This is a genomic window from Actinoplanes sp. DH11, assembly GCF_020873875.1.
Taxonomy (GTDB): Bacteria; Actinomycetota; Actinomycetes; order Mycobacteriales; family Micromonosporaceae; genus Actinoplanes.
In genome coordinates, this window is the sequence record NZ_JAHWGU010000007.1 from 162118 (window position 1) to 184332 (window position 22215).

The 22215-nt window shown below is 72.0% G+C and carries 16 protein-coding genes and 1 riboswitch; of the genes, 5 read left to right on the forward strand and 11 right to left on the reverse strand.

All coding sequences use genetic code 11. The features are described 5' to 3' along the window. Nucleotides 1–46: 46 nt before the first annotated feature. Nucleotides 47–817, reverse strand: a complete 771-nt coding sequence (locus tag LPA41_RS12680; RefSeq protein WP_255689611.1) for an SDR family NAD(P)-dependent oxidoreductase — start codon at nucleotides 815–817, stop codon at nucleotides 47–49. Between the two features lie 103 nt (nucleotides 818–920). Continuing rightward, nucleotides 921–3995 carry a discoidin domain-containing protein gene (locus tag LPA41_RS12685; protein ID WP_229070328.1) on the reverse strand — a complete coding sequence of 1025 codons (3075 nt, stop codon included), beginning with the start codon at nucleotides 3993–3995 and terminating at the stop codon, nucleotides 921–923. A 208-nt stretch (nucleotides 3996–4203) separates the two neighbouring features. On the opposite strand from LPA41_RS12685, the gene LPA41_RS12690 reads away from it, so the two are divergent. From LPA41_RS12690 to LPA41_RS12700, 3 genes are all read left to right on the forward strand, one after another. Continuing rightward, nucleotides 4204–4674, forward strand: coding sequence for a hypothetical protein (locus tag LPA41_RS12690; protein ID WP_229070329.1), 471 nt, complete (start codon nucleotides 4204–4206; stop codon nucleotides 4672–4674). Then, nucleotides 4671–4976, forward strand: coding sequence for a transcriptional regulator (locus LPA41_RS12695; protein WP_229070330.1), 306 nt, complete (start codon nucleotides 4671–4673; stop codon nucleotides 4974–4976). Before LPA41_RS12690 ends, LPA41_RS12695 begins: the two co-directional genes overlap by 4 nt. Nucleotides 4977–5047: 71 nt before the next feature. Further along, nucleotides 5048–6745, forward strand: coding sequence for a WD40 repeat domain-containing protein (locus tag LPA41_RS12700; RefSeq protein WP_229070331.1), 1698 nt, complete (start codon nucleotides 5048–5050; stop codon nucleotides 6743–6745). Between the two features lie 7 nt (nucleotides 6746–6752). Here the strand turns inward: LPA41_RS12700 and LPA41_RS12705 are convergent, their stop codons facing one another. Together LPA41_RS12705 and LPA41_RS12710 are read right to left on the reverse strand one after the other, a co-directional pair. Continuing rightward, nucleotides 6753–7493: a bifunctional 2-polyprenyl-6-hydroxyphenol methylase/3-demethylubiquinol 3-O-methyltransferase UbiG gene (locus tag LPA41_RS12705; RefSeq protein WP_229070332.1), complete on the reverse strand. Its 741-nt coding sequence runs from the start codon at nucleotides 7491–7493 to the stop codon at nucleotides 6753–6755. Between the two features lie 22 nt (nucleotides 7494–7515). After that, entirely contained in the window at nucleotides 7516–7833 is a 318-nt protein-coding gene (locus LPA41_RS12710) for a MazG-like family protein (RefSeq protein ID WP_229070333.1), read from the reverse strand. A 194-nt stretch (nucleotides 7834–8027) separates the two neighbouring features. Between LPA41_RS12710 and LPA41_RS12715 the strand changes: the two genes are divergently transcribed. Then, on the forward strand, nucleotides 8028–8519 hold the full coding sequence (locus LPA41_RS12715; RefSeq protein ID WP_306469502.1) for a CAP domain-containing protein: 492 nt from the start codon (nucleotides 8028–8030) through the stop codon (nucleotides 8517–8519). Nucleotides 8520–8991: 472 nt separating this feature from the next. Here the strand turns inward: LPA41_RS12715 and LPA41_RS12720 are convergent, their stop codons facing one another. From LPA41_RS12720 to gcvT, 4 genes are read right to left on the reverse strand one after another with little or no spacing between them, the layout of a single operon-like run. Then, nucleotides 8992–9804, reverse strand: coding sequence for a MerR family transcriptional regulator (locus tag LPA41_RS12720; RefSeq protein WP_229070334.1), 813 nt, complete (start codon nucleotides 9802–9804; stop codon nucleotides 8992–8994). Between the two features lie 57 nt (nucleotides 9805–9861). Next, a complete protein-coding gene (locus LPA41_RS12725) occupies nucleotides 9862–11199 on the reverse strand; it encodes an L-serine ammonia-lyase (RefSeq protein WP_229070335.1) in 1338 nt (445 codons plus the stop codon). A 2-nt stretch (nucleotides 11200–11201) separates the two neighbouring features. After that, nucleotides 11202–11573: a glycine cleavage system protein GcvH gene (gcvH, locus tag LPA41_RS12730; protein WP_229070336.1), complete on the reverse strand. Its 372-nt coding sequence runs from the start codon at nucleotides 11571–11573 to the stop codon at nucleotides 11202–11204. Continuing rightward, nucleotides 11570–12634 carry a glycine cleavage system aminomethyltransferase GcvT gene (gene gcvT, locus LPA41_RS12735; protein WP_229070460.1) on the reverse strand — a complete coding sequence of 355 codons (1065 nt, stop codon included), beginning with the start codon at nucleotides 12632–12634 and terminating at the stop codon, nucleotides 11570–11572. Before gcvT ends, gcvH begins: the two co-directional genes overlap by 4 nt. Before the next feature lie 126 nt (nucleotides 12635–12760). Beyond that, nucleotides 12761–12852: riboswitch (glycine riboswitch) on the reverse strand. 114 nt (nucleotides 12853–12966) lie between these two features. On the opposite strand from gcvT, the gene LPA41_RS42450 reads away from it, so the two are divergent. Further along, nucleotides 12967–14397: a GGDEF domain-containing protein gene (locus LPA41_RS42450; protein WP_304523764.1), complete on the forward strand. Its 1431-nt coding sequence runs from the start codon at nucleotides 12967–12969 to the stop codon at nucleotides 14395–14397. Here the strand turns inward: LPA41_RS42450 and LPA41_RS12745 are convergent. From LPA41_RS12745 to LPA41_RS12755, 3 genes are all read right to left on the reverse strand, one after another. Then, complete coding sequence (locus LPA41_RS12745) at nucleotides 14379–17612, reverse strand: PAS domain S-box protein (protein WP_229070337.1); 3234 nt, start codon at nucleotides 17610–17612, stop codon at nucleotides 14379–14381. The two genes, LPA41_RS42450 and LPA41_RS12745, sit on opposite strands and share 19 nt — an antisense overlap. A 121-nt stretch (nucleotides 17613–17733) precedes the next feature. After that, nucleotides 17734–18030 (reverse strand): STAS domain-containing protein, encoded by a 297-nt coding sequence (locus LPA41_RS12750; protein ID WP_229070338.1) that lies wholly within the window; start codon nucleotides 18028–18030, stop codon nucleotides 17734–17736. Further along, a complete protein-coding gene (locus LPA41_RS12755) occupies nucleotides 18027–22067 on the reverse strand; it encodes a SpoIIE family protein phosphatase (protein WP_229070339.1) in 4041 nt (1346 codons plus the stop codon). Before LPA41_RS12755 ends, LPA41_RS12750 begins: the two co-directional genes overlap by 4 nt. Nucleotides 22068–22215 lie beyond the last annotated feature (148 nt).

A 22215-nucleotide genomic window follows, 5' to 3' on the forward strand; every position in this document is an offset into this window, starting at 1 on the left:
GGAGGCGCGTTCCGGATATAGGCGGTTCGGTACCGGTCCGTTGCTGTCAGCGGCCGAGTACGGCACCGCCGTTGAGACCGATGATCTGGCCGGTCAGGTAACCGGCGTCGGGTGAGGCGATGTACCGGATGGCCGCTGCGACATCGGCGGGTGTTCCGGCCCGTCCGACGAGAGTGTCGGCCACCTTCGTGGCCACGAAGTCCGCGGTGTCCTGACCGTGGAAGATGTCGGTGTCCCGCACATAGCCGGGCGCGAGCACGTTGACGGTGATGCCGTCCGTGCCCAGCTCGCGGGCCAGGCCCAAGGCCCATCCGTGCATGGCCGCCTTCGCCGCGGCATAGGAGCCGGCTGAATGCTGCCCGGCGCCTCCCCGTTGTGCGGCAGCGGAACTGACCATGATGAGACGTCCGCCGGGCCGGCTCAGCTGCTGCCGGAGCGCGTGGGTCAGCAGCACCGCGGTCAGCAGATTGGTGTTGAGGTCACGCTGCCAGGAAATGGCGAGCGCTTCGAGGCTTTCGTCCGCCGGAGGTGTGATGATGGCGCCCGCGTTGTTGACCAGTACGTCAACGGGGCCCAGCCGGCCGATGAGTGCCGCGGCACGACGAACCTGCGTCGGATCCGTCAGGTCCGCACTGACCGGAATCACGCGATCCGCCCCGGTGGCCTCGTGGATCTCGGTCCGGGCCTGAGCCAGCAGCTCTTTCCGCCGGCCGATGATGACCACCCGGTCGCCCTGGCCGGCGAACATACGAGCTATCTGTTTACCGATGCCGGTTCCGCCACCTGACACCACCGCAAGACGGGATCCCGTTGTCATGCCGTGACAGTATCGATCTTCGCCGATGATTTGCCGCGCATCCGCTGCTCGGCTCCGCGGCGCACCGCGGGACGAAGCCGTCGGCGCGCCGCTGGTCGGGTCGTCAGCGCGCCGCCAGGCGCATCTCGGAGACGGTGGTCCAGGGCTTGCCGGTGGTCTCCGACAATGCCACCAGCCGGACGTAGCGTGCGCTGCGCGCCGGGAAGCAGACGTTCTGCTCGTCGATCACGTCCGGCCAGGTGCCGGTGGCCGCGGGTGTCCCCCACGTCGTGCCGTCCGTCGAGGTGTAGACCTCGTAGCGGCCGATCCGGCCGTTCGCCGAGTTCTGCCGGGGCCGCTGGTAGACGCAGCTCACCGACATGGTGCGGCCCAGGTCGAGCTGGATCTCGTGCGGGTGCGGCGGGTCGGCGGCGGACCATTCGGTGTGCCAGAACGTGGCGAGGTCGTTGTCCAGCACGTTGACGCCGCGGCCGTCCTGCGCGGCGGTCTCCTGGCTGTCCACGGAACGGACCGTGTAGGCGATCCGCGGCAGCCGGGCGTAGAGCGACACGTTCAGCTCGGCGATCGACGTCCACGGCTGGGCGTTGACCTCGGAGAGTGCGCGCAACCGGACGTAGCGGGCACTCTTCGGGGCGAAGCTGACCGCCTGCTCGGTGGCGTTGTTGGCGAAGGTGCCGGTGGCCGAGGCTGTACCCCAGTTGGTGCCGTCGACGGACACGTGGACCTCGTAGCGGCCGATGCGCCCGTTCGCGCTGCCCGGCCGGCCCTGATAGAACAGGCCGTTCACGTCGTAGATGCCGCCCAGGTCGAGCTGGATCTCGTGCGGGTGCGGCGGGTCGGCGGCCGACCACTGGGTGTGCCAGAACGTGTTCGGGTTGCCGTCGAGGACGTTGGTGCCGGGCGAGCCGGACTCCTGCGAGTCGACCCGGCGCACGACCATCGCCGACTGCGGGCGGCGCTGCGGCACGAACGTGGCCGTGTAGGTGGTGTTCGTGGTGGGCGCGGTGAGGGTGTGCGTCTGCGAGCCGCCGTCGGACCAGGCGGCGAAGACCTGGGGTACGCCGCCGAGGACCTGCGGGGTGACACCGCTGACCGTGTTCGCCGAGCCCTGCACGACCCGTTTGGTGAACGGGGTGGCGAGGGCGGCGCCACCGATGGCGACCTGGGCGCCGGGCGGGTTGCCGACGAAGGTCAGATCAACGGTACGCGGATCGAGGCGCCGCGTCGTCGTGGTCGACAGCCCGCCCGCGTCGGTGGCCGTCAGCACGAGTTCCAGGTAGGACGGGTATTCGTGGTCGGGTGCCGGGAACGACGCCGACGCCACCCCGGTCCACTCCTGCACGGTGTGGGTGTGGCAGTTGTCCGGGGTGTAGCAGTGGTATTGCAGCAGTCGCCAGCGCAGCGCCGACGCCGGCAGCGTGCCCTCGTTCGGGTCGGTGGCACCGCCGCTGAAACTCAGGTTCTGCCCGACCGCGAAGGTGGTGCCGGCGGCCGGGGTGCTGATGGTCGCGGCGGGCGGGCTGTTGCCGGACTGGATCTGCACGGTCTGCTCGTCCGCCGCGTCCAGCGAGTCGAGGACCCGCAGCCGCGCCGTGAACGGGCCGCCGTCGGTGTCGTAGGTGTGCGTGGCGGTGGCGGTGCGCGCGTCCACCGTACCGTCGTTGGTGAAGTCCCATTCGTAGCGCAGCAGCCCGGCGTCGGCCGGGTCCGGGTCGTTGGACTGCCGGGCGTCGAAGGTGACAGTCAGCGGCGCCTCACCCGTGGTGGGCGCGGCCTCGAGCACCGCGTTCGGCGGCTGGTTGCCGGCGAAGTACCGGATGCGGCGGACCGTGCCGCCCGCGTCCGCGTAGTACAGCTCCCCGCCGGGCCCGATCGCCAGGTCCACCGGGTTCGCCGCACCGGAGACGAAGGTGAGCCGGTTGCCGGCCGCCGGCACGCCACCCGCGGCCGGTGGCAGCATCGCCCAGATGCAGTCGCGCGTGTAGTCGGCGAAGAACAGGGCGCCCGCGTACTGCGCCGGGTAGTCGCCCCCGGTGGGCGGGGAGAACGCCACGCCCGAGGTGCTGGATCCGCCGGTCGGGCAGGGTTCGCCGGACACGACCTGACCGGTGTGCGCGTACGTGTAGTGCGGCGCCGTCTGCCCGCCCGAGGTGTACTGGCTCTCGCACATGTCGAGGTTCGCGCCGTCGTAGCCGCCCTGGCGCCCGGTGCCCTCGAAACACGGCCAGCCCAGGTTGCGGACCGCCGACGCGTCCGGCACCCGGTTGATCTCCTCCCAGTTGTTCCAGCCGACGTCACCGACCCAGATCTCGCTGGTGCCCGGGCGCATCGCGAACCGGTAGGGGTTGCGCAGCCCGTACGCGATGATCCGCTGGGTGTTGGCGTCGGGTGAGGCGATGCCGGGGTTGCCGGACGCGGCGGCGCCGGTGAGCGGGTCGAGGCGCAGGATGGTGCCGTCCAGGCCGGCCGGGTCGCCGGTGGTGCGCACGTCCTGGGAGCGCAGCGCGCCGCCCTGCGCGCCCGGCGGCGTCATGGTGCCACCCGGCGGGTCGGCGCACGGGTTGACCGGGCTGCCGAGCTGCCCGTAGTCGACGGTGTTGAAGCTGGCGCCGTCACCGGAGCTGACGTAGAGCATGCGGTCGGCGCCGAAGTGCAGGTCCCCGATGGAGTGCGAGGAGAACTGCTGGCACCAGTCGTGCAGCAGGACGGTCTCGCCGCCGGTGGCGACGCTGCCTTCGGCCTGGAGCCGGGAGAGGCGGCCGGTGACGATGCAACGGCCGCCGTTGGTGCCGCCGACGGCGCCGCAGTTGTCGTTCCAGACCGGTGCGGTCTGCCCGGGCGGCGCGTCGTAGGTGTAGAGCACATAGACGTACGGCACGGTGGGGAACGACGGGTGCAGGGCGAGGCCGAGCAGGCCGCGGTCGTTCTGGTTGTGCACGTTGGCGGTCAGGTCGGCGAAGAGGGTCGCGGTGGTGTCGGCGATCGAGTCGAACACCTTGATCCGGCCGGCTTTCTCGGCCACGAAGATCCGCCCGTCCGGGGCGAACTCGATGTTCATCGGCTGGTCCAGGCCGGACAGGACGGTCTGCTCGCGGAAGCCGGCGGGCAGCACCGCCGCCTGCGCCGGAGCACCGCCGACCACGCCCAGAAGTGTGGCGACCAGCAGGGTGACGACCAATGTGGACACAATGCGCCGAACAGGCACCGGCCTTTTCCCTCCCCCGAGGCTGCTGCCGCTTCGCAGCGAGGAAGGGATGACAACACGACCGGCAGGTCATCAGTTGGTTTCAATCAGGTTTCCGCGCATGCCGCGAAATCGGCGCTGTCCCCGGTGGAGGATGACTGCTACTTTCCTAGTAGGAAAGTACGTTCCCGAGGAGGAAGTCATGAGCATCCCGCCCGTCGACGCGGAACTCGCCCTGGCCGAGATCCACGCCCGCCGTCAGCAGGTCGTCGACACCAACCTCGTACCCCGCTGGTTCTGGGTCTCCATCGCCGCACTCATGCTGCTGTTCGTCGCCGCGGTGGAGACCGGCGCCGCCTGGGTCCTCGCCACCGGCTCGGTCGTCTACGCCCTCGGCCTGTCCGCCCTGATCCTCGCCATGGTCCGGCACGCCCGGGTGCAGGTGCGCCCCGAGCTGATCGGCCTGCGCGGCGCCCTCGCCATCGCCGGGTTCACCCTGGTCCTGGTCGCCGCCGGGATCGGCCTCGGCTTCGCCCTCGAGGCCGCCGGCGCGCCGTTCCCGGCCACGCTCGGCTGCGTGCCGGTCTGCCTCGGCCTCGCCCTCGGCGGCCCCAGGCTGATGGCCCGCCTGCGCCGCATCATGCTGGCCCGGCCACTGGCCGGCGCCCGGTGAGCCGCTTCGACGACCTCATCCACGCACCGACCCGGCTGTCCCTGGTCAGCCTGCTCGCCGCCACCGACTGGGCCGACTTCAAGTTCCTGCGCGACAGCGTCGGACTCTCCGACTCCGCGCTCTCCAAGCAGCTCACCACCCTCGAGGAGGCGGGCTACGTGGAGATCCGCAAGAGTTTCGTCGGCAAGCGGCCGCGCACCTCGGCCCGCCTGACGCCGCAGGGCCACACGGCGTTCACCGGACACGTGGCCGCCCTGCAGGAGATCGTCGCCCGGGCCGGCCTGGCCGTCCTCCCCCAGTGACCGAGGAGACCCGGCCATGGTCAACGATCCGCTCTCGTCCCGACCGGCAGGCGCAACCTAGAGTGGCGGCCATGGCTTGCCTGACCGTTCTTGAGGCCGGCGGGCCGCATGCGATCATCGTGCGCGGTCCGGCGCTGGAAATCATCGACCTGACCTCCGGCCTCTCGGCAGGCACCGTACCGACCGGGCTGGCCACCATCGAGGCGGTCGCGGCCGCCGACTTCGACGGGCGCCCGGTCGGGTTCTGCGTGGCGAGCGGCCGGCTGCACGCTTTCGACCTGGCCTCCGGTGTACGCCTGGACATCCTGTTCGCCGGGCCGGCACCGGAGATCATCACTGCCGGGGTGCTCGCCGGGCATCCGGTTCTGATCGGCGCGACAGGCAACGAGCTGCGGCGCTGGGACCTGGCCACGGGCGCCGAGGTGGGCGGTCCCCTCGCGGTTCACCGCGCGGATGTACGCGCCCTCGCGCTCACCACCCACGCCGGCCGCCCGGTCGTGATCAGCGCGGACAGCACCGGCGTGATCTACCTGTCCGACCTCGCCTCCGGTGAGGAGGCCGGCGACCCGGTCGTCCGGCCCGCCGGTTCGGTCGTCACCCTCGCCGCCGCCGAGGTCGACGGCAAGCTGTCGATCATCACCGGTGACGGCTCCACCGTGCCGGAACCCGCGCTCACCGACGTCGACGCGGTCGCCACGGCCGTCCTCGACGGGCGGCCGGTTCTCGTCACGTCCGGCCTCGACGAGTCGGTGCGCACCTGGTTCCTGCCCGGCGGCGAACCGGCCGGGCCACCGTGGGCCGACGAGACCGTCTCGATCACCGCGGTGGCGGTCGGGTCCGTCGACGGGCGACCGACAGCGATCAGCGGCGACGGTGACGGTGCGCTGCGCCGGTTCGACCTGAGCACCCTCACCCCGCTCGGCGACCGGATCGAGGCGCACGCCTCCTGGGTGCGTGCCGTCGCGACCGCCGAACTCCACGGGCGGACCGTGGCCGTGACCGCCGCCGACCGCACGATCCGGGTGTGGGACCTGGCCACCGGCGCGCCGGTCGGCGAGCCGATCGACACGCGGTACCCGGCCACCGTGCTGACCACCGCGTCGTGGAACGGCTTGACGATCGCGGTGGCGCTGCACGGCGACGGGCGTACCCGTGCCTGGGATCTCGCCACCGGTGAGCTTGCCGCCGGTCCGCTTGACGAGTGGTCGGGGGCCCGGGCGTTCGCGCAGGCCGGTGGGGTGATCTACGCGGTGACCGAGGACCACCCGTACGACGAGGAGTCCGGTGACTACGACCGCAGCGAGATCGCGTTGCGGGCGTGGGACCTGGCGGAGGGCAACGCCATCGGCACGCCGATGCCCGGTGGCGGTGTCGGTGGCACCGTGACGTGGCCGCCGGTGACGGTGGTCGAGTCCGGTGAGCGTCCGATCGTGGTGTCCGGGGCCGGCGCCGACGGCCGGCTGCGGGCCTGGGACCTGACCGCCGGCACGCCGCTCACCGAACCGCTCGCCGGGCACGACGGCCAGCTGACCGCGGTGGCCGCCACCACCGGCGACGAACGGCCGATCGTGGTCACCGGCGGCGAGGACGGCACGCTGCGGGTCTGGGACGTGATGGCCGGCGAGGCCATCGGCGAGCCGCTGACCGGGCACGCCGGGCGGATCAGCGCGGTCGCCGTCGCCGGGTCGCTGCTGGTCAGCGCCTCCGAGGACGGCACGGTACGGGTCTGGGACCTCCCGGGCGGCGAACTGCGGGCCCGCTTCCGCTGACCGCGCCTCAGCCGGGCGTGTGGCGTAGGACGGCCAGGTACTCGTACGCCTGGGTGCGCATGTCCCGGCCCCGGTCGTCGATCGCCGCCAGCCGCAGGCCGGTGCCTTCCAGCAGCAGTTCCAGGTCGGCGGGGCTGTAGCAGCGCAGCACCTGGCTGATCCGCTCGTCCGGCCGGTCGGCCTGCCACCACGTGTCGGTGGCCGTGCTCGTCACCGGGTCGAAGACGGTCAGCTGCCGCACCTCGAAGTGGTAGCCCCGCGCCGGATCGGGCAGCCGCTGGTCGTGCTGCCCGTGCCAGGACGCCCACACCAGGGGGTTGAACACGTCGATGAGCGCCGTCGCGCCCGGCCGCAGCCAGCCCGCCACCAGGGTGAGCAGCCGGCGCTGGTCGGCGTCCGAGCCGACCCCGAACCCGTTCCAGTACGTCACCGCGTCGTACTGCTCCCCGAGCCGCACCGTGTAGAAGCTCTCGTTGTGGACCGTGAGCCTGCCCGGCGGCAGCCCGGCGGCGAGTTCCGCGCCGAAGGCGACCCGGTCGCTGATCTCCACGGCTGTCACGGTGTGCCCGGCAAGGGCCGTGGCGACGGCCGTGGTGCCGTACCCGGAGCCCAGCTCCAGCACCGACCCGGGGCCGGCGCCGGCGTGTTCGTGCAGCAGCGCCACCCGTTCCCGGTCCCGGTCGTCGACGCGCGCCCCCGGACCCCACCACCGGCCGGTCCGCGAATAGAAGCCCGTCACCCAGTCCACACGGCTCAGTGAAGCACGGCCGTCACGCCGGCGGCAGGTACCCGGACGCCTTCGCCGCGCACGCCCGCACCGCCTCGTGCGCGTCCGCGCCGATGCTCTCCAGGGCCACCAGCGCGGTGAACACCACGTCAGCCAGCTCGCCGACCACCTGCTCGTGGGTGTGTGTCACGCCTTTGCGCGGGTTCTGCCCCAGCCGCCCGATCCAGGCCTGCGCCGCCTCACCGGACTCCTCGGTGAGTTTCAGGATGCGCAGGGTCATCTCCAGATCGGAGGTGCCGTTGCGCTCGTCGAGGAAGGTTCGCCACCGCTTCGCCTCGGACCAGACCGTCGGTTCCTTCATGCCCCGATTCTGGCGGCGCGGCGGCCGGCCGAGATGTCGCCGTGCCGGAATCCCGCCGACCGGGCGGATCCTCGCCGTGCCGGAATCCCGGCAACCGGACGGTGACGCAGGCGCACCGTGCCGGTGATCCAACCGCCCGGAGCGGCGCCGAAGAGAACAGTGCAACCGCGAAACACCTACGAAAGGGACCGCTCTTGCGCAACGTTCTTCGCCGCTTCGCCCTGGCCGTCGTCCTCACCCCGGCCGCCGTCGGTGTGGCCACCATGATCGCGACGCCCGCCCAGGCCGCCCCCGCGAAGGCCAGCGAGACCGCCCTGCAGAACCAGATCAACCAGCTCATCAACACCGAACGCACCCAGCGCGGCTGCTCGGCGCTGAAGGTCAACGCGGCGCTCACCGCCGCCGCCCGCGGCCACTCCGCGTGGATGGCCCAGACCGGGAAGTTCTCCCACACCGGCCGCTCGAACTCCAACTTCGTGGCCCGGTCCAAGGCCGCCGGCTACACCAAGCCGTCCGCGGAGAACATCGCCTGGGGCTACCGCAGCGCCACGCAGGTCGTCAACGGCTGGATGAACAGCCCCGGCCACCGCACCAACATCCTCAACTGCAAGTCCAAGACCGTCGGCGTCGGCGTCGTCTTCAGCGCCAACGGCGCCCCGTACTACACCCAGGACTTCGGCTACTGAGCCCGCCACCTCTCTGACCGGCCCGCCCTCGATCGGTGCGCTGCCGTCACGGTCGCTCGAACCGGCGGCCGATCTGAACCGGCCACCAGCCATCGCGAGCCCCTTACTAGCCCCGGCGGCGCCGGACACACCGCCCATGCCGGGATGTTGATCTGCTAGCGCTACGAAAACGCTGTGATCATGGACCTGAAACCGCGATTTCGCATCGCTAGCAGATCAACAACGCCACGCGGACCCACCGCAGCCAGGTCACGCCCGCCGCTTGACCACACCATCGGAACACCCGAGCAAGCGATGCCCCAGCCGATCCCCCTGCGGCTGGGGCATCGCCGTGCCCGCGATCAGACAACCCGGAGCTACGCCCGGATCGGGACGCAAGGAGCCGCGCCCGGATCACGACGCAATGAGCCCGCGCCCGGGTCAGGCGGCCCGGAGCCGCGTCCGGATCAGGGCGCAGGGAGCCACGCCCGAATCACGCGGCCAGTGGGAACTGCACCTCGGTCAGCAGCTCGTCCGGTGCGGCGGTCTGCGGATCGTTGAGGTAGACCTCGCGGGGCGCACCGGCGCCGGACCGGCCCTGCTGCTCCATCCAGCCGGTCACCACGTGGTAGGCGGGTGAGATCTCCGAGTACGGTCCGCGGTGCACCACGTAGGCGACCAGACCGCCGGGAACCTCCCTGGTCACGGACGGGCCGGGCGGCAGCGACAGGCCCGGCGGCACCGGGATGCAGATCTCGATCCGGCCGTCGGTCTTCTCGTCGATGATGTCGTGGTAGACGACGAACGGCGCCCCGGCCGGCTGGGCACCGGCCACCCCGATCGCCGAGACCAGGGTTCCGAAGCCCTGGCCGAGATCACTGCCGATCCGGCTCAGGCTGGTCGGCACGGTCAGGGCGGCGACGAACTGCGGCGGTACGGTCTTGACGGTCACCTCGTACGGCATGACTGCTCCTCGTTCGATGAGTCGTTCGAGGAACCGCAGCATCCGCTCCTGCTCGGCGACGCGTTCACGCAGCCGCTCCCGATGATCCGACAGGCCCTTGGTGATCAGATCAGGATCGGACAGGTCCAGCAGTTCGCGGATCTGACTGATCGGCATCTCCAAGGCTCGCAGCACCCGGATCGTCTCGGCGCGGGCGGCCTGCGCGATCGTGTAGTACCGATAACCCGACGACGGGTCCACCCACGCCGGCGGCAGCAGGCCCTGCTCGTCGTAGAAGCGCAGCGCCTTGATCGAGAGCCGGGCCATCCGTGCGAAACGGCCGATCGGGATCAGGTTGGACATGCGGTTCCTCCCTTCCCTGCCGATGCTGGACGCTCCCCTGACAGGAGAGTCAACCGCTCAGCACTCGATGACGTTGACCGCCAGTCCCCCGCGGGCCGTCTCCTTGTACTTGACCTTCATGTCGGCGCCCGTCTCCTTCATGGTCTTGATGACCTTGTCGAGGGAGACGTGATGCCGGCCGTCGCCGCGCAACGCCATCTTCGCCGCCGTGACGGCCTTGACCGCGGCCATCCCGTTGCGTTCGATGCACGGGATCTGCACCAGCCCGCCGACCGGGTCGCAGGTGAGGCCGAGATTGTGCTCCATGCCGATCTCGGCGGCGTTCTCCACCTGTTCCGGCGTGCCACCGAGCACCTCGGCCAGCCCGGCCGCGGCCATCGCGCACGCCGAGCCGACCTCGCCCTGGCAGCCCACCTCGGCGCCGGAGATGGAGGCGTTCTCCTTGAACAGCAGCCCGATCGCGCCGGCGGTCAGCAGGAACCGGACCACGCCGTCGGGTCCGGCGCCGGGCACGAACTCGGTGTAGTAGCGCAGCACCGCGGGCAGGATCCCGGCGGCGCCGTTGGTGGGCGCGGTCACCACGCGACCGCCGGCGGCGTTCTCCTCGTTGACCGCCATGGCGTACGCGGTGAGCCATTCCATCGCGTGCGGCGCGGGATCGCCGGCCGCCCGCAGCTGCCGCGCGAAGGAGGCCGCACGACGCCGGACCTTCAGCCCGCCCGGCAGGATGCCCTCGGCGGACAGCCCGGCGTCGATGCAGGAGGACATCACCGACCAGATGTGCAGCAGACCGGAGCGGACGTCGCCGGCCGGCCGGGACGCGGACTCGTTGGCCAGCATCAGCGCCGGGATCGACAGGCCGGTCGTGTTCGCCAGGGACAGCAGTTCGGCGCCGGTCGAGAACGGGTGCTCGACGGTCGGCTGGGTGGCCCGTACCCCGGTGTTCTCCGCGTCCACGACGAAGCCGCCGCCGACCGAGTAGTAGGACCGCCGCAGCACCTCCGTGCCGTCGGTGCGCAGCGCCGTGAAGGTCATCCCGTTGGGGTGACCGGGCAGCGTCCGCCGGCGGTGCAGCACCACGTCGACCCCGGCCGGCCGGCCGGTGGGCAGCCGCAGCCGACCGGCATCGTTGATCCGCGCGGCCCGCTCGTCGGCGGTGCGCACGTCGACCGTCTCCGGGTCCGAACCCTCCAGCCCCAGGAGCACCGCCTTGGGGGTGCCGTGGCCGTGGCCGGTCGCGCCCAGTGAGCCGAACAGTTCCGCGCGCACCGAGGCCACCTGATCGGTTTCGGCCAGCAGGTGCGCGAAGCGGGCGGCCGCGCGCATCGGGCCGACGGTGTGCGAGCTGGACGGGCCGATGCCGATCGAGAAGAGGTCGAACACGGAGACGGCCACGGTCACGACTCCGGTGAGATCAGCGCGGCATAGGCCGCGGCGTCGAGAACCTCGGGGGTACGGGTGACCCGCACCCGGTAGAGCCAGCCGGCCCCGTACGGATCCGAGTTGATCAGTCCCGGGTCGTCGGTCAGCGCCTGATTGATCTCCACGATCTCTCCATCGGCCGGCGCATACACCTCGCTGACCGATTTCGTCGACTCGATCTCGCCGCACACGGCTCCGGCCGTGGTGATCGTGCCGGGTTCCGGCAGGTCGACGAAGACCACGTCGCCGAGCGCGTCGGCGGCGAACGCGGTGATGCCGACCGTCGCGACCTCGTCGTCGGTGAGCCACTCGTGGTCGCGGCTGTAGCGAAGGTTCAGGGGGATCACTGGGGGCTCCTGCGGTAGAAGGGCAGCGCGACGACCTCGGCGTCCTCGTGCGTGCCGCGGACGTCGACAACCAGCCGGGTGCCGGGTTTGGCGAAGACCGGCGGTACGTAGGCCATCGCGATCGGGTGGCCCAGCGTCGGCGACGGCGCGCCGCTGGTGACCTCGCCGAGGCGCTCGCCGCTGACCGGGTCGAGCACCGGGTGCCCGCGCCGCGGTGCCCGGCGGCCGTTGGTGATCAGGCCGGTCAGCACGGTCGCGGTGCCCTCGGCGGCGACCCGGCGCAGCGCGTCCGCGCCCACGAAGTCGGCCTTGTCCAGGGCGACGACCCGGCCCAGGCCGGCGTGGAACGGGGTGGTGCGCACGGTGAGCTCCTGGCCGTACAGCGGCATCCCCGCCTCCAGCCGCAGCGTGTCCCGGCAGGCCAGCCCGGCGGGGGTGGCACCGGCCCCGGCGAGCGCCGACCAGATCGTGGCGGCGTCGGCGTCGGCGCTGTAGATCTCGAAGCCGTCCTCGCCGGTGTACCCGGTGCGGGCCAGCAGCACGTCGGCGCCGGCCACCCGGGCCGCCCGGATGCCGTAGTAGGGCAGGTCGTCACCGTCGCCGAGGATCGCCGCCGCGCGCGGACCCTGCACGGCGATAAGTGATCCGCCGGCGTCGGTGATCGTCACGGCGTACCCGTTGCTGTGCTCGCCCAGCATGGCGCGGACCACCATCGCGTTCGCGGCGTTCGCGACCACCAGGAATCGCTGCTCGGTGAGCCGGTAGACGACCAGGTCGTCCAGGACGCCGCCGGTGGTGTGGCAGAGCATGGTGTAGCGGGCCCGGCCGGGCACGATCCGCGAGGGCCGGCCGACCAGGGCGTAGTCGAGGAACTCGGCGGCGTTCGGGCCGGTCACCTCGATCCGGCCCATGTGGCTGAGGTCGAACAGGCCGGCGCCGGTGCGCACGGCGTGGTGCTCGGCGATGTCGCTGCCGTACCGCAGCGGCATGGTCCAGCCGGCGAAAGTGGTGAGGTTCGCGCCGAGGCGCGCGTGGACGTCGAAGAGCGCGGTGCGTCGCAGAGGAGGCTCCTAGGTTTCGGGTGGGCCTCCCTCGCTCTGTCATGGTGCCTGAGAGCTTCACCGCCGGTGGGGGCGGTTTGCACCGTGGGCGCGGGATCGTGGTGCGTCCCGGCTTTCCAGAGTCGCCTGACCGCAGCGGTACGTGGGCCTGAGAGATTCTGAGGGAGAAGTTGCTCCTTCGGCGCCCGGCGAACCCGGAACTCTCCCGCTGCGGATGATGCGGCTTGTTCAGTTGTGGCTGCAAGTTATCCGGCCATGATGATCACGTCAAGTGCTCACCGACCTGCGACTCCTGCCGATCTGAAGGAGGCTGAGGTGAAGGGGTGTGGGCGATGCGGGGACGGGCGGTGCCGATCGGCGCCCTCGTGCTGGCCGCGTGCCTCTCCGCCCTCTACCTGCTGCGGATCGGCGACCTGGGCACCCAGGCGATCACCTGCTGGCTGGTCGTGGCGGTGTTCGCCTCGGCGATGACCTGGTTCGCGTTCCAGGCCGCCCGGCCGCTGCCCCGCGGTGACCCGCAGCGCCGGTTCTGGCTCGTCTTCGGCGGCTCCGGCGTGGTCTTCAGCCTCGGCGAGGCCGCGCAGCTGGCACAGACCGTCGCCGCACCCACGTCGATGGTGGCGATGACCGGCACCGGCCTGGCCCGGACCGTCGCGCTCGGCTGCGGCGGCCTGGCCATCGTGATCGTGCTGTTCACCTATCCGCTGCCGCACCGTTCGCCGCACGACCGCCTCTGCTACCAGCTGGACCTGGCCACCGTGCTGACCGCGGCCGGCGCCTACGGCCTCTACTTCACCCGCGACGTGCTCGGTGCCGCCGCCGGGCCGGTGGTCGCGATGCTCGCCGCGTTCGCCACCGGCCGGCTCTACCTCAGCGGTGTCTCACCGTTCCGCTGGTACGTCGGGGTGCTGGGGCCGGTCGCGGCGGTCGCCGAAGGGCTGGCCCGGGCGCTGGGCCCGGAACTGGCCCGGGAGAGCCGGCCCGGCCCGATCTTCGCGATGAGCGTCCTGTCGCACGCGCTGCTCATGATCGCCGCCTGGTTGCAGTACCGGCAGCCACGTGCGGTCGAGGCCCGGGCCCGGCGCCGGCCGTACAGCCTGCTGCCCTACGGCGCCCTCGCCGCCGTCTACGCCCTGCTGGTCACCACCCTGGCGGTCAACGGCCTGGACCTGCGGGCCTGGGTCGCCCTGCTGGGAGCGCTGGCGTGCGGCGGCATCGTGGTGGCCCGGCAGCTGACCGCGTTCATCGACAACACCCGGCTGCTGGCCGAACGCGACGCGCTGACCGAGCGGCTGCACGCCATGGCGTTCACCGACAGCCTGACCGGCCTGGCCAACCGGGCCTCGTTCCTGGACCGGCTCGCGACGGCCGGCGCCGGGCCGGCGGTCCTGCTCGTCGATCTCGACGACTTCAAGCCGGTCAACGACCGATTCGGGCACGCCGCCGGTGATGCCGTGCTGGTCGAGACGGCCCGCCGGCTGCGGGCCGCCGTCCGCGACACCGACCTGGTGGCCCGGCTCGGCGGCGACGAGTTCGCGGTGCTGCTCGAGGGCGAGCCGCCGGGCGGCTACCCGGCCGTGGCGGACCGGATCGTGCGAGCCCTGACCGAGCCGTGCCAGGTCACCCCGCAGGACTGGGTGGTCACCCCGGCCAGTGTCGGGCTCGCCACCGGCGGCCGCGCCGAGGACCTGCTCAACCTCGCCGACCAGGCCATGTACCAGGCGAAGACCAGCGGCAAGGGCTCCTACCGGATCGCCGGCTGAGCGATCGGCAGGGTGAGCGTGAACCGGCTGCCGCCCTCCGGGTTCGGTTCGTAGCCGGCGGCACCGTGGTTCGCCTCGGCCAGGCCCTTCACGATGTACAGGCCCAGCCCGTGCCCCTTGATCGACGAGCTCAGCCCGGCCGCGCGGGTGTAGCGGTCGAACAGGTGCGGCCGCAGGTCCTCCGGGATCCCCTCGCCCCGGTCCTCCACCGCGATCACCGCGTTGCCCCCGCGCCGCTCCACGACGATCGCGCTGACACCGCCGCCGTACTTGGCCGCGTTCGTGCAGTAGTTCGTCACGATCTGCTGCAGATGGCTGGGGTGCACCAGCACGGTGAGGTCACCCTCGCAGCTGACCGGCGGGCTCACCTCCAGGCCGGCGAGGACGTCGCCGAGCGCCGGGCCCAGCCGCACCGGCTCCGGGGTGGCGTTGATCTCGCCCGCGTCGAGCGTGCACATGGTCAGGACCTCGGCGCGCAGGACCTCCAGGCGGCGCGCCGACCGGGCGATCACCTCGACCGCCTTGCGATGCGCCGGCTTGATGTCGTCGAGGTTGCCCAGCAGCAGTTCGGCGTACGCGCTGATGGTGTTCAGCGGCGTGCCGATCTCGTGCGACAGCATCCCCATCAGGTCCAGTTTCAGGGCGTTCGCCGCGGCGAGCTGGGTGTTGCTGTCCTGCAGCTCGCCGTTGCGCTCGGCCAGCTGCGCCGCGGCGGCGTCCCGGTCCCGTTCGGCCGCCAGCCGGGCCGTCACGTCCTGCAGCACGGCGATGAAGCTGACCGGCTGCCCGTCGCTGTCCCGGACCAGGGACATGCCCATCGCCGCGTCGACGATGTGCCCGTCGGCGTGCAGCATCCGCAGGTGCCGGTCGAGCGGCAGGTCCTGGGTGAACAGCCGGGCCGCCGCCCGGTGGTTGTCGGCGCGCTCGTCCGGATGGGTGATGTCGTCGAGGGTCATCGACTCCACCACCGGCACCGACCGGCCCAGCATCGCCGCCAGGGCCGGGTTGACCTGCTGGAACGAGCCGTTCAGGGCGATCGTGGCCTGACCGACGGTGGCCAGCGAGAACTGGGTGCGCAGCCGCTTCTCGCTGTCCGCCATCCGCCGCTCGGCGAGCTTGCGGGCGGTGACGTCGATGTTGACCTCGAGAATCGCGACCGGGTGACCGGCGTCGTCGTACTGCATCGCCATGTGCGACAGCACGGTGATCCGGGTGCCGTCGCTGCGCAGGTGGTCGAGTTCGCCGTGCCACTCGCCGGTGCGGGCCAGCTCGCTGTCGACGAGGGTGTGCAGGACCGGGAACCGGGTGTCGAGCAGCCGGTGCGTGGGACAGCCGAGGGCGGCGTCGGCGTCCCAGCCGTACGTGGACTCGGCGCCCTTGTTCCAGTAGGTGACCCGGTCCTCCAGGTCCTTGACGATCACCGCGATCGGCGCCAGATCCAGCAGTTCGGCCTGCTGGCGCAGCTGTTCCTGGTCGTGCTGGCGTTCGGTGACGTCGCTGCACACGCCGTCGACGTAGAGCACCTCACCCTCGAACCGCGGGATCGCCCGGCCCCAGATCCAGCGCGTCACCCCGTCCGCGCCGATCACCCGGCAGGTGATCTGGGCGGGACGCCCGGTCATCATCTCCGCGCCGAAGGCCTCGAACAGCCCCTGGTCCTCCGGGTGCACCATCGAGGTGGTGACCTCGGACAGGGTGTCGTTGCTGGGCACCATCCCGCCGAAGATGCTGGTCCGGTCGTGGCTGGCGTAGATCATCTCGACGTCGCCGGGGCCGTCGATCCGGACCGTCCAGAGGAAGTCGCTCAGGTTCGACACGACCCGGTCGAACTCGCTGCGCGCCCGGCTCAGCTCGAGTTCCAGCTCCTCGGCGCGGCGGCGGTGCACGTACTGGCCGATGTGCGTGGCGATCGTGTCCAGGGCCGCCATCAGCTCCGCGTCGGGCTCGGTGCGGCGGCGCTCGAAGGCGGCGAGCACCCCGACCACGTGGGTGCCGTTGCGGACCGGCACCGCGACCGCCGTGGTCAGCCCGGCCCGCGCGGCGGCCGCGGCCCGCGGCATGTCCAGGGCGGGCAGGTCGCGGATCCAGCGTGCGGACGCCGCCGCCCACACCTCGCCGACCACCCCGACGCCCCGGGCGAACGAGGTGTACTCCTCCATCGGGGCGGTCACCGCGCGGTCCCGGGCCGCGACGGCCAGCCGAATCATCCGGGTCTCGTCGGAATCCAGGTGCCAGTACTCGATGTAGGGCCAGCCCAAGCTCTCCGCGACCCGCGCCACCACCGCGTCGGTGGCCTGCTCGACGCCCTCCGCCGCGGCCAGCGCGCCGGCCACCGAGTACTCCAGGTTGCGCAACAGCTCGCCGCGCCGCAGCGCGGTGAGGTCGCGGACGAACATGTACGCCGCCATGCCGCCCGGCCGGTCCACCGCGGTCAGCGACAACTCGATCGGGAACTGCCGGCCGCCCCGCTGCACGCCCTGCAGCTCGACCCGGCGGCCCTCCACCTCGGTCTCGAACGAGGCGGCCATCATCCACGCGCTGTGCTCGCGCCGGTCCGCCGGCGCGATGATCAGCTCGTTCATGGTGCGGCCGAGCACCTCCGGCTCGTCCCAGCCGAACATTCGCTCGGCCGCGTGGTTCCAGCCGGTGATCCGGCCGGCCGGGTCGGTCGCGACGAACGCGTCGAGGGTGCTGCCGAGGATGCGCTGGGTCCGCTCGGTGGCCTGGGCCGCCTCGTGGTGGGCCATCCGCGCGGCGATCTCCGCGGTCGCCGCGCAGGCCAGGTCCTCCATCATCCTGACGTCGTCGCCGGTCCAGTCCCGCGGTTCCCGGTCGACCGCGCACAACGTGCCCAGCACGTGCCCGTCCGGCGAACGCAACGGCACACCCAGGTACCCGATCGCGCGGTGCTCGCTGATCGCCGGGTTGTCGTGCAGCAGCGGGTGCAGCCGGGCATCCGGCACCACCATCGGTTCGCCGCTCTCCACCACGTACTGGCAGTAGGAGTGCGACAGCGGTGTCTCCCGGAACGCCGGCGCCGCGCCCGGGCCGCCCCGGCTCACGAAGCACTGCCGCTCCTCTTGGACCAGCGTGACGAGCGTGCGGGCGCCGATCAGGCGGGCGGCCAGCGCGGTGATTCGGTCGAGCACCGGCGACTCGGGGCGCTCGATCAGACCGGTCGCCGTGACAGCCGCCAGGCGCACAGGGTCGGCCACCGCCCCCTGCACCGGGCCCGGGTGAACAGACACGCCACTCATCGACGGTCCGTTCGGCACCGGACCGGCAAACCTGAGTCAGCTCGCGACCTGCTCCAGCACGGCCAGCGCCGGCGACGACTCAGAGGCCCCGGACGGTGGTCAGCTCGGAGAGCCCGGAGATCTCCAGCAGCGGCGCCAGGATCGGGCCGGTGACCACCTCGATGTGTTCGGCGTGCCGGAACAGCGTGGACAGGCCGGCGCTGTCCAGGTACTCGACGGCGGTCAGGTCCACCAGCAACTGCCCGGCGGAACCCACCGCGTCGGCCAGCGCGGCCGCGAACGCCTCGGCGTTGCTCATGTCGATCTCACCGGCGGCGGCCAGGACGCGGGCGCCGTCGGGCCGGTGCCCGCTGGTCAGCGTGAGCGCGGTCGTCATGGGGTGATCCTCGCCTGCATGTCGATGGTGGTGCCGGTGAGGCCGGAGGTGACGGTGACATGATGCATGAACGCCTTCATCAGCATCAGGCCCCGACCACGGTACGGGTTCTCCGCCGGCCGCGGTGCCCGCCATTCCCCGTTGTCCACGACCGTGAGCCGCAGATCCTCGGCCGTCGCGGTGGCCCGCAGCCGGATCTGACCACCCCGGTCCCGGTGGCCGTGCTCGATCGCGTTGGCACACGCCTCACCCGCCGCGACCAGGACGTTCTGTGTGGTCACCGGGTCTATGCCGCAGCGCTCCAGCCAGCCGCGCAGCGCCGTGCGCACGGTGGCCAGCCGGGACGCCTCGGCCGGGAACTCCAGTTCCAGGGGGCCGGGCTGGCGGTAGAGCAGCAACGCGACGTCGTCGTCGTATCCGCCGTCCGGCGCGAGCCGGTCCATCACCTCGCTGGCCAGCTCGTCGATCGGGGTGCTGCGGCCCAGCCGGACCGCGTCGGTGGCCGCGGCGATGCCGGTGGTGAGCGGCTGCCGCCGCCGTTCCACCAGGCCGTCGGTGTAGAGCATCAGGGTGGCCCGGGCCGGCATCCGGTACTCCGCCTCCACCCGGTCCAGCGACGGCCGGATTGCCAGCGGGCGGGACCGGCCCTGGTCGAGCAGCTCGATGGTGCCGTCGGCGTGCGCGGCGATCGGCGGCGGATGCCCGGCGCTGGAGTAGCGCAGCAGACCGGTGGCCGGGTCGAGCACGCCGCAGAACACGGTGGCGCACGCGGCACCGGGCAGCAGGGCCGCGAACCGGTCCAGGGCCATCAGGGTGCGCGCCGGGCCGGAGTCCTGGAGCAGCAGCGCGCGGCAGGCGCTGCGGAGCTGACCCATCACGGTCGCCGCCGGCAGCCCGTGGCCGACGCAGTCACCGACGACGATGCCGATCCGGCCGTCCGGCAGGGTGACCGTGTCGTACCAGTCGCCGCCCACCTTCAGCGGCCGGGTCGCCGGCTCGTAACGGACGGCGAACCCGAGCGGCAGCTGCGCCGGGCCGAGGATGGCCCGCTGCAGGGCCAGCGCGGTCTCCCGCTGCTGGTCGATCTGGTGCACCCGGCGCAGCCCTTGACCGAGGTGGCCGGCGAGCAGCGCGAGCAGTGTCTGGTCCTGCTCGGTGAACGGGCGCCGGTCGCCGAGTTCCAGCCAGACGACCATGGTGCCGTCCGGGTGGCCGAGCGGGATGCCGGCGCCGGCGGTGAGTTCGGTGACCGGGGTCAGTGGCGCGGCGTCCCGCAGGGCGGTGATCGTGGCGCGCCGCTCGTCCGGCAGGCCCTCCCAGGTCAGCTCCGGATCGGTGGCGCGGATCTGCGGAACGGGCGAGCCGTCGAAGACGGCCGACAGCGCGTACGACGCTTGCCAGAACCCGCGCAACTCGTCGAGTGCGCCGTCCAGCGCGCCGGTCAGGTCGTCCGCCTGTGACAGCCGCAGGGTCAGCGCGGCCACCGCACTCTCCCGCTGGATCGCGTAGTGGTCGGCGGTGACGTCGCGGAACGTGCCGACGACCACGTTGCGGCCGCTCTCCGGGTCACGGACCTGGGCGAACGCGGCCGCGACCCAGAGCCGGTGCCCGTCGGCGTGGGTGACCGGGATGGTGTAGGTGCCGTGCTGGACGCCCATCAGCATGTCGAACGCGGCGGACACCTGCGCGTAGGCGTCCGCGTCCGCCACCGGGTCCGGCCACCACGGGTGCACCGGCGGGTAGGGCAGCTGCTCGGGCCCGTACCCCAGAATCTGGGTGAAGGCCGCGTTGATCTCGATGACCGCGCCTTGTTCGTCGCAGACGAAGAAGGCCTCCTGCAGGGACTCGACGAGCGCGGTCCGCCAGCGCGCGTGGTGGTTGCGCAGCCGGGCCAGTTCGACGTTGGCCCGCACCCGGGCCAGCAGCTCGGCCGCCGAGAACGGCTTCACCAGGTAGTCGTCGGCGCCCGCCTCCAGGCCCTCGATCGAGGCCTCCTGCCCGGCGCGCGCGGAGAGCAGCAGCACCGGCACCCCGGCCGTCCGCGGTTCCGCCCGCAGCGCCGCGACCAGCTGCAACCCGTCCAGCTCGGGCATCATCACGTCACTGACCACCAGGTCCGGCACGTCCGCGCGGGCCGCTTCCAGCGCCTGGCGCCCGTCGCCGACCGCGGTGACCTGGTGCCCGGCCGAGCGCAGCAGCCGGGTCAGGTAGTCGCGCATGTCGGTGTTGTCGTCGGCGACCAGCACCTGCGCCGCCAGTCCGGGCACCGGCGCGGCCGCGTCGATCGAGAACTCCGGCGCGGACGGCAGCCAGCGCAGGGCCTCCTGCACGAACGGGTCGGCGGTGGCCGAGACCGTCGCCGTGCCGGCCACCGGCGCCACCGCCTCCGCCGGCAGGTGGGCCGGGCCGAACGGCAGCCGGACCGTGAACGTGGTGCCCTTGCCGAACTCGCTGTGCGCGTCGACGGTGCCGCCGTGCAGCGCCACCAGCTCCTTGACCAGGGCCAGGCCGATGCCGCTGCCCTCGTTCGACCGGGACCGGGCGTTCTCGATGCGGTGGAAGCGCTCGAAGAGCCGCGGCATCTCGTCGTCGGGCACTCCGACGCCGGTGTCGGCGACGGTGACCACGGCCGTGTCGTCCTCGGCGCGCACGGTGACCCGGACGCTGCCGTGGAAGGTGAACTTGAGTGCGTTGCTGAGCAGGTTGAGGACGACCTTCTCCCACATGCTCCGATCGACGTAGACGTCTCGCGGCAGCGTCGGGCAGTCCACCTCGAAGGTCAGCCCGGCGCGCTCCACCGCGGATCGGAAGACGCTTGCCAGTTCGGCGGTGGTGGCGGCCAGGTCGACCGGTTCGTAACGGGCCTGCATCCGGCCGGCTTCGAGGCGGGAGAAGTCGAGCAGGGCGTTGACCAGTTTGCCCAGACGCAACCCGTTGCGCCGCATCACCTCCAGCTCCGCGCGGACACTGTCGTCGGCGTCGGCGAGGCGGGTCCGGAGCTCCTCCAGCGGACCCATGATCAACGTCAGCGGGGTACGGAACTCGTGGCTGATGTTGGAGAAGAACGTGGTCTTGGCCCGGTCCAGCTCGGCCAGCTCCTCGGCCCGCCGCTGCTGCGCCTGGTAGCTGCGGGCGCTGCTCAGCCCGGCGGTCACGTGCCCGGCGGTGAGTTCCAGGAAGCCGCGGTAGTTGTCGTCGAGCGCCCGGTAGCGGTTCAGGCCGGCCACCACGAAACCGTGCTGCGGCATCGGCAGCACCAGCGCCTGGGTGGGCGGCTCCGGCCAGCCGCCGGTCGGCAGCCCCTCCTCGGTCAACGCCACCAGCCCGGACTCCGGCCACCGCCGCGGGTCGCAGATCGGGTGCCCGGTGTCGATGCCGGTCGACGCCGCGAGCCGCAGCCGGCCGTCCGGTTCGTACAGATATGTCAGGGTGAACGGCAGATCCTTCGGGTTCCGGCTCAACTGCTGAGCGGCGAAGGTCAGCATCTCCTGCTCGGTGCGCACCACGCTCGGGTCCGAACCGAGGTCACGCAGCGTGGACATCCGCCGCTCACCGATCACCCGTTCGGTGTCCTCGCTGACCACGCAGAGCATCCCGACCAGGGCACCCTCGTCGTCGCGAAGCGGACTGTAGGAGAACGTGTGGTAGGTCTCCTCGGAGTAGCCGGACCGCTCCAGGAACAGCAGCAGCCCCTCGTCCCAGGTGGCGTCGCCGGTGCTCAGCACGTTCTCGATCCGGGGCCCGATGTCGCCCCAGATCTCCTTCCACACCTCGCTGGCCGAGCGGCCCAGCGCCCACGGGTACTTGCTGCCCAGCGTGTCGCGCCGGTAGGCGGCGTTGCAGAAGAAGGTGAGCTCCGGGCCCCAGGCCATCCACATCGGGAACCGGGACGCGAGCAGGATGCTCACCGCGGTGCGCAGACTCTGCGGCCACTGATCGGGCGGTCCGAGCGGGGTGCCCTGCCACTCCACGACGGACAGGTCCCGGCCGACGTCGCCACCTGCGGCGAAGACGTCCGCCGCTGCCGTACCGCTCATCTGCCCACGTTCTCCCCGCATCGCGCCACCGGAAATCAAAGTAGCCGACGGGACATGCGCCGACGCACGCACGATAGGAGGACTCGCACCGCCGCCGGCGGGGACCCCCCGCTGCTCGCTCACGGTCACCGCGATGCGCACCTTTGAA